The following is a 7,208-nucleotide window of genomic DNA, read 5'->3' as shown; positions in this document are numbered from 1 at the left end:
GTGGGGTGTTGGGGTGGTTGTTTTGGGGGGGGGGCGGGGCGGCCCCCCCGGGGGGGGGCCCCGCCACGGCCTCCAAATGGCTCCGAGCGGACCGGAAGGGCGTCAGGAAGCCTGCGGCTGCTTCGCGACCTTGTAGTTCAGCGCCGGGCCCGCGGAGAGCAGCTGGGACCAGGACGCCATCAGCGACGGCACATTCGCGTCCTTGTAGCCGAGGCGCATCTGGTTCTGCCCGACCTCCTGGTCGGCCTTGCCGGCCTTGTCACCGTCGTTGTTGGTCGGCACCGAGTAGCGCAGGCCGGTGTCGGTGACCAGGAACAGGGAGCCCTCGTCCTTCTTCGTACGGGCGGTCTTCGCCTCCCGGTACAGCAGCCCGCTGCCGGGGGTGACGTACGAGTTGGAACCGGGAGCGATCTTCGCCGGGTAGTCCTTGCCGACCCAGGCACCCATGACCGGAACGCCGTTCGGGTAGCCGAATGCCGCGCTGCCCTCGAACTTGGTGGTGGTGCCCTTGTAGACGCTGCAGGACACGCCGCTCTCCGCGGCGGTGGGCAGGCCGGTCTGCGTACCCTTGAAGGTGTTTGCCATGGAGACGTCGTCGTCCGGCCAGGGGTTCTCGTACCCCGCAAACTTGCCGTAGAACTTCTTGTCCTCGCGGCCGTCCTCGTCCGATGCCGGGTTGATCGACCCGCTGGCCAGCGACTCCACCTGCAGCTCCCGGCCAGAGCCGTGGTTGACCGCGTCGGCGTTCTTCCCCACCCTCAGCATGTTGGCGATGAAGTCGGAAACCTTCTCGACGTCATTCTGGGTGACGACGTACTTCTTGCCCGACGCGCTGTCCTCGACCACCGTGCCGACCGTGCGGAGGTTGTCCGGGACGGCGTTGGCGGGAGCTTGGGACTTCATGCCCGCTCCCGGCACCTCCGGCTCGAAGATCGGGAGGGGACTCGTGATGAGCGTGTCGAGCCATTGCTGGGTGACCTGCTGCGCTTCCTCACCGTGGAAGACCATCCGGCGGAGCTTTTCGTTGGCCAGCTTGGCGTCGTTCTTGGACATGGGCTTGTGGTGCTGGGGGGCATCCAGCTTGAACGTGGCGTCGAACTCGAACTTCACCCCGTTGCTGTTGACCAGGTAGTACTTCTCGTCGGGACCCTTGACGTAGAGCGCCTGGTTCAGGTCGAGCTTGCCCTCCCGGGTCTCGACCTTCTTCTTTTCGTCGCCCCCCAGGACGAACACGGCCTGCTGCGGCTTGCTCTGGCTGCTGCTGCCGGGGCGGTTGCACACCGCCCAGGTCTTCGGCTTGTCGACGTCCTCCGGGGCGGGCAGCCGGTCGGGCGCGAACGGGATGCCGACGGCCGGGCCGTGCGAGATCTTTCCGTCCAGCTGCTTTTCGTCGACCTTGAGAACGGTGAAGTTGTCCGGGTTGAGCAGAAGCCGGGCCGACGCGAGGTTCAGGACGGGGTGGAGCAGCTTCTGGTGCTTGCCGTTGGCCGTGTCGTCCAACACGACGTACCGCGTGGTGGATTTGTCCCCGACGAGTACGTTGCCGCCGACCTTGTCCCACCCCTGCGGCGCAACCGGCTTGAGAATGCCGCACGCCCCGAATCCCACCAGCATCAGGACACTCACAATGATGCTGGGCACCACCGCTTTCAGCGGTTTCGGTGCGCTCTCGATCGAGCCATTGGGCAACGGCTTCAAAAATGCCGCATTCGTGCGCTTTCGCGCAAACGAATACGCATTCAGCTCGTCCCGACGTGATGCCATTGTTGCTTTCTCTCCCCGCCTGTCGGATCCACCAACGACCGCCCCCGGCACTCACGCCGTAGCGCCCTCTACTATGCCGTGTGTCGATCGACCCGTACGGTACGGGTGCCACCTTCCAACGCACCAGTCTCAGCGGCGGCCGATACGCCTAGAGGCCACACCACCAGTAGAGGAGCAGGCCGGGGGATGTCCAGCGCCACCAGGGCTCGACGCCGCAACGGGCGGCAACAGCAGCAACAGCCTTCCGCTGCACCGCAATACGCGGGAAATGCTGGCCAAAACGGCACAGCTCGGGGCAATAGAGGAAATCGCGGCCGGAGTTCGGAACCACGTCCGTCCGGCCCGGTGTCGCCGCGATTGCGTCAGCAGGCGGGAAATATCGGCGGCGTCCGCGTACAGCAGCTGGCCATCGTCGAAATCGCCGCCGCGCTGGTATTGGTGGGTCTGTCGATCGACCACCCGGTCGCACTGATCGTGGCCATCGTGCTGGCGGCCGTACTGGTCGTCTTCGCGCTCGGCCGGCGACGCAAGATTCCGCTGCCGGAGTGGATCACGACCGTGCGCGCCATGAAGCGCCGTGGCAAGGACAGCAGTTCCGCGCTGGCCGCCACGCAGGGCGTCGACCCGGCATTCGCCCCGGTCGTGGAGTGCGAACCGGCGCTGCGGACCTACGAGTACACGACGGACTCGGACCAGCGCGCCATCGGTTTCGTCGGGGACGGGACGTTCCTGACGGCCATCGTCCAGGTGGACGCCCGCGATGAGCCGCTGCGGCCGCAGCGAGGCAGCCACATGATGCCGCTCGAGGTGCTGCACACCGCGCTCGACGTGGAGGACATCCACCTGGAGTCGGTGCAGTTCGTGCAGTACACCCAGCCGGCGCCGGCGCCGCATCTGCCCGAGCAGGCCGTCGCGGCCCGTTCGTACGCGCCGCTGCAGGCGCAGGCCCAGACGCCCGCCCTGCAGCTGACGTGGATCGCGCTCAAGCTCGACCCGGAGCTGTGCTCCGAGGCCATCGAGGCCCGCGGCGGCGGGGTGGAGGGCGCTCAGCGCTCGCTGCTGCGCGCCGCCGACCAGCTCGTCAGCCGGCTCACCGCGCACGGCGTAGGCGCCAAGGTGCTCGCCGAGCGCGAGGTCGTGGCCGCGGTCGGCACCGCGGTGTGCGTCAGCCCACGGGCCGCCAACGGCGCGATGGGACGGGACGGGCGGGTTGCCCGCCGCACCCAGGAGACGACCCGGGCGATGCGCTGCGACGACCGCTGGCACTCCACCTACTGGATCGGCCGGTGGCCCCAACTGGGCCCGGGCGGCGCACCGTTGGCGGCCGTCACCCAGCTGCTGACCAGCACCAGGGCGATGGCCAGCACCTTCGCGCTGACCGCCACGCACGGCGGCGGCCGCGCCCCGGCCATCTCCGGCTACGTCCGGCTGTCGACCCGTAGCGAGAACGAACTCTCCGCGGCGCAGAACGAGTTGGAGCGCCGTTCCGGTTCCGTGAAGGTCGGTCTCGTGCGGCTCGACCGTGAGCAGCTGCCCGGCCTGCTGGCCACGCTTCCCCTCGGAGGTACCCGCTGATGGCCACTCCCACCTATCAGCCCCGCGTCAATGTCCAGGGCAACGGCTGGCGCAACCCCCCGATCGGGGGCGACGGCGCCCGCCGGCTCAACCACCAGCCCCGGCCGGAGGAGGAGGAGCAGGGCCCGACGGGTCCGAAGCCCAGGCCCGGCTTCGGGCTGCGCGGCCCGCGGCGCAACCCGCATGTCCTGACGCCCGAATCGCTCGGCGCGCTGACCCTGTCGGTCGGCGACGACGGCGTGATCATCGGCATCGATCCGCAGAACCAGCCCGCCGTGCTCAGCCTGCTGCGGCCCGCGCCGATGGAGATCGCGCTGGTCGGCAGCATGTGGATGGCGCAGGTGCTGGCGCTGCGTACGGTCGCCACCGGGGCGCGCGTCGCGGTGGAGACCGCGCGGCCGCAGGCCTGGGGCCAGATGGCGCAGGCCGCGGGCGGCGGGCAGCAGTGTGTGTCGATCCATGAGGTGCGCCAGATCGCGCCACAGGGACCGTCGGTTTCCAGCCCCGTCCTGGTCGTCCGCGACATGGGTGCGCGGCCGCCGCGCAATCAGCTCGCACCCAGCCCCTGGCAGTCGGTGCTGACCGTGCTGCCGTTCCTGGGGCCGAGGTCACCGCAGATGCTCTCTCGCGCCGATCTGGTCGGTCTGCAGCGGCTGTCACCCGAAGAGGCGGAAGTTGTGACGCGAATCATGCGGCTGCCCGAGCAGGTCGGTGCGGTGCTGCCGACGCTCAGCGACAACGCCATGCTGTGGTGTTCGCGCGACGGGCACCAGTTCGTGATGACCCAGCCGACGGAGGCAGAGACCAACCTGCTCGGCGGGCCGCGCCGTATGGACTGACCGCAGTTGTGGGCCGGCTGCACGCACGGTGCGTGCGCGCCGGCCGGGGCACGATCCACGGGCGCATCCCACGGGTGCGCCCGTAGGCGTGCCGATGGGGCTTGAAGACGACATGGCATCGACTGCCGTTATGGGCCAACTCTTGATTAGGCTGTGTGGAGAGCGTTGAGAGCGACGCACACCACGACGGCGGCCCGTGACGGCGGTCGGCACGGGGATGGAGACAAGCAGTGTTGGCGCAGCCCCGGGTGGCGTGTTCCGACGTCCGTGACATCCGATCGATCCGCCTGTATCCGGTCCTGCCGTTCAGGTGCGTTGCAGCAGTAGACCAGGAGGCACAGTGAGGGACCAGGAGGCTTTCCGTCCGGACGGGAACGATCCTGACGACGACCAGTCAGAGTTCGATCTGACCGGCGAATTCAAGATCGATTTCACCGCTCCGGCCTGGTATGCCAGCAACGACACCAGTGGTGGCGGCTCGAGTGCCGCCCCCACGCCGCCTCCTGCGCCCGCGCCCGCAACTCCGCCCACCGCGCAGCCGCAGCAGGGGCCCCCGCAGGGCGCGCCCGGCGTGCCGGCGCAGGGTGTGCCGGCGCCGGTGACCCCGCCCGCGGAGGCCGCGCCGCCCGGGTTCCCGATGCTGCGCCCCAATGAGACGGGCGGCGAGGCACCGGCCGCGCAGGCTCCCCCGGCCGCGCCGCAGGCGCCTGCCGAGCCGGTGGCGGCTCCTGCCGAGTCGCCGGAGGCCGCGCCTGCCGCGGACGCCGGTGAGGGCAACATGCGCACGGGCAGCGGGGTCGACCCCTCGGCCTCGCTCTGGGGCGACGACGATGACGATGACGCGGCCTCGGACGCAGAACCGGAGGCGGCTCCCGCGGCCGAGCCGGAGGCCGCCGCGGCCAACTCCCCCGCCGAGGCGCCTGCCCCCGCCCCCGCGCCGCAGGTGCCCGAGCAGCCCGCGCCGGCCGACGGGCAGGCGGCTGCGGCGCCCGCACAGGGTCAGCAGCCCGCCCAGGGCCAGCCGCAGGGCGTGCCCGCGCAGGCTCAGCCCCAGGCTCAGCCCCAGGCCCAGCCGCAGCCCCAGGCCCAGGCCCAGCAGGGCGTACCGCAGCAGGGCGCTCCCTGGGGCGCCGCGGACGGTCAGCAGCAGGGCCAGCAGCCCCAGCAGGGCGGACTGCCGCCGCTGCCGGCGGAGTTCCAGCCGGCCGACCCGCGCATGGCGCAGCAGCAGGCACCCCAGGCCGCTCAGCCGCAGCAGCCTCAGGCCCAGCCGCAGCCCCAGCCCCAGCAGCAGCCACAGCAGCAGGCTCCCGCCCAGCCCCAGCAGCAGCCCCAGGGCTACCCCCAGCAGGGCCAGCAGCCCCAGCAGGGTTACCCACAGCAGGGCCAGCAGCCGCAGCAGCAGCCCGCCTACGGCTATCCGCAGCCCGCATACGGCTACCCCCAGCAGCAGCCCCAGCAGCCGCAGCAGAACCCCAACGCGGCCGCACCACAGGGCGCTTACGGCTACCCGCAGCAGGGCCAGCAGCCCCAGCAGGGTTACCCGCAGCAGGGCCAGCACCCGCAGCAGGCGGCGCCCGGTTACGACCAGCAGGCCCAGGCCCAGGCCCAGCAACAGGCACAGGCACAGGCACAGGCCCAACAGCAGGCCCAGGCTCAGCAACCGCAACAGCCCCAGCAGGCCCAGCCCTTCCCCGGTCAGCAGGCCGCCGACCCGAACGCCGCGGCGAACTACGCGTCGTACTCGCAGCCGGGCCAGCAGCAGCCGCAGCAGCGGGCCGCTCCGGGCGCGCCGCTCGGCTACAGCGCCGCCGTCGAGCTGAGCTCCGACCGGCTGCTGCGCAACCAGCCCAAGAAGCGCAAGCCGGGCGCCAATGCCCAGCCGTCCAAGTTCAAGCTGGGCGCGAAGAAGGAAGAGGCGGAGCGTCAGGCAAAGCTGCAGCTGATCCGTACGCCGGTGATGTCCTGCTACCGGATCGCGGTGATCAGCCTCAAGGGCGGCGTCGGCAAGACCACGACGACCACCGCGCTGGGCTCCACCCTCGCGTCCGAGCGGCAGGACAAGATCCTGGCGATCGACGCCAACCCGGACGCCGGCACGCTCGGCCGACGGGTCCGCCGCGAGACCGGCGCGACCATCCGTGACCTGGTGCATGCGATCCCGCATCTGCACAGCTACATGGACATCCGCCGGTTCACCTCGCAGGCCCCCTCCGGCCTGGAGATCCTCGCCAACGACGTCGACCCGGCCGTCTCGACGACGTTCAACGACGACGACTACCGGCGCGCGATCGACATCCTCGGCAAGCAGTACCCGATCATCCTCACCGACTCGGGTACGGGTCTGCTCTACAGCGCGATGCGCGGGGTCCTCGACCTCGCCGACCAGTTGATCATCATCTCCACGCCGTCCGTGGACGGTGCGAGCAGCGCCAGTACGACCCTGGACTGGCTCTCCGCGCACGGCTACGCCGACCTGGTGCAGCGCGGTCTCACGGTCATCTCCGGTGTCCGTGAGACCGGCAAGATGATCAAGATCGATGACATCGTGTCGCACTTCGAGACCCGGTGCCGCGGTGTGGTCGTCGTCCCCTTCGACGAGCATCTGGCCGCCGGTGCCGAGGTCGACCTCGACATGATGCGGCCCAAGACCCGCGAGGCGTACTTCCACCTCTCCGCCCTGGTGGCCGAGGACTTCGCGCGGCAGCAGCAGGCGCAGGGCTATTACCCGCAGCAGCAGCAGATGGGCGGCGACCCGTACGCCCAGCAGCAGCAGCAGTACCCGCAGCAGGGCCAGCAGCCGCAGCAGGGTTACCCGCAGCAGCAGGGCCAGCCCGCGCAGCCGCCGGCCGGCTATCCGCCGCAGCAGGGCGGCTGGACCCAGCAGCCCGGCCAGCCGCCGGCCGGCTGGCAGCAGCAACAGCCCGCTCCGGACGCGCCGCTTCCGGACGGGGGCGGGTGGACGCAGCAGCCGCCTCCGCAGTGAGGCGGGCGTAGCGCATACGGGCAGGGGCCCCGCACATGGTGCGG

General features: G+C 70.6%; 4 protein-coding genes. 3 read left to right on the top strand and 1 reads right to left on the bottom strand.

What is annotated here, in order from left to right:
- Window positions 1-102: 102 nt before the first annotated feature.
- Entirely contained in the window at window positions 103-1,764 is a 1,662-nt protein-coding gene (locus tag AB0D04_RS34310; protein WP_362711296.1) for a type VII secretion protein EccB, read from the bottom strand.
- 345 nt (window positions 1,765-2,109) lie between these two features.
- Here AB0D04_RS34310 and eccE point away from each other — a divergent pair, with 345 nt between their 5' ends.
- The 3 genes from eccE to AB0D04_RS34295 all read left to right on the top strand — a co-directional run bounded on the left by eccE (window position 2,110) and on the right by AB0D04_RS34295 (window position 7,164).
- Window positions 2,110-3,339 (top strand): type VII secretion protein EccE, encoded by a 1,230-nt coding sequence (gene eccE / locus AB0D04_RS34305; protein WP_362711295.1) that lies wholly within the window; start codon window positions 2,110-2,112, stop codon window positions 3,337-3,339.
- A complete protein-coding gene (locus tag AB0D04_RS34300; protein WP_362711294.1) occupies window positions 3,339-4,178 on the top strand; it encodes a hypothetical protein in 840 nt (279 codons plus the stop codon). The genes eccE and AB0D04_RS34300 overlap by 1 nt, the downstream gene beginning before the upstream one ends.
- Before the next feature lie 340 nt (window positions 4,179-4,518).
- Window positions 4,519-7,164 (top strand): SCO5717 family growth-regulating ATPase, encoded by a 2,646-nt coding sequence (locus AB0D04_RS34295; protein ID WP_362711293.1) that lies wholly within the window; start codon window positions 4,519-4,521, stop codon window positions 7,162-7,164.
- Window positions 7,165-7,208: the final 44 nt, after the last annotated feature.

The organism is Streptomyces sp. NPDC048483 (assembly GCF_040651455.1).
Lineage (GTDB): Bacteria > Actinomycetota > Actinomycetes > Streptomycetales > Streptomycetaceae > Streptomyces.
Note: the sequence above shows the minus strand (reverse complement) of the source record. Positions and strands in the feature narration are given on the sequence as shown.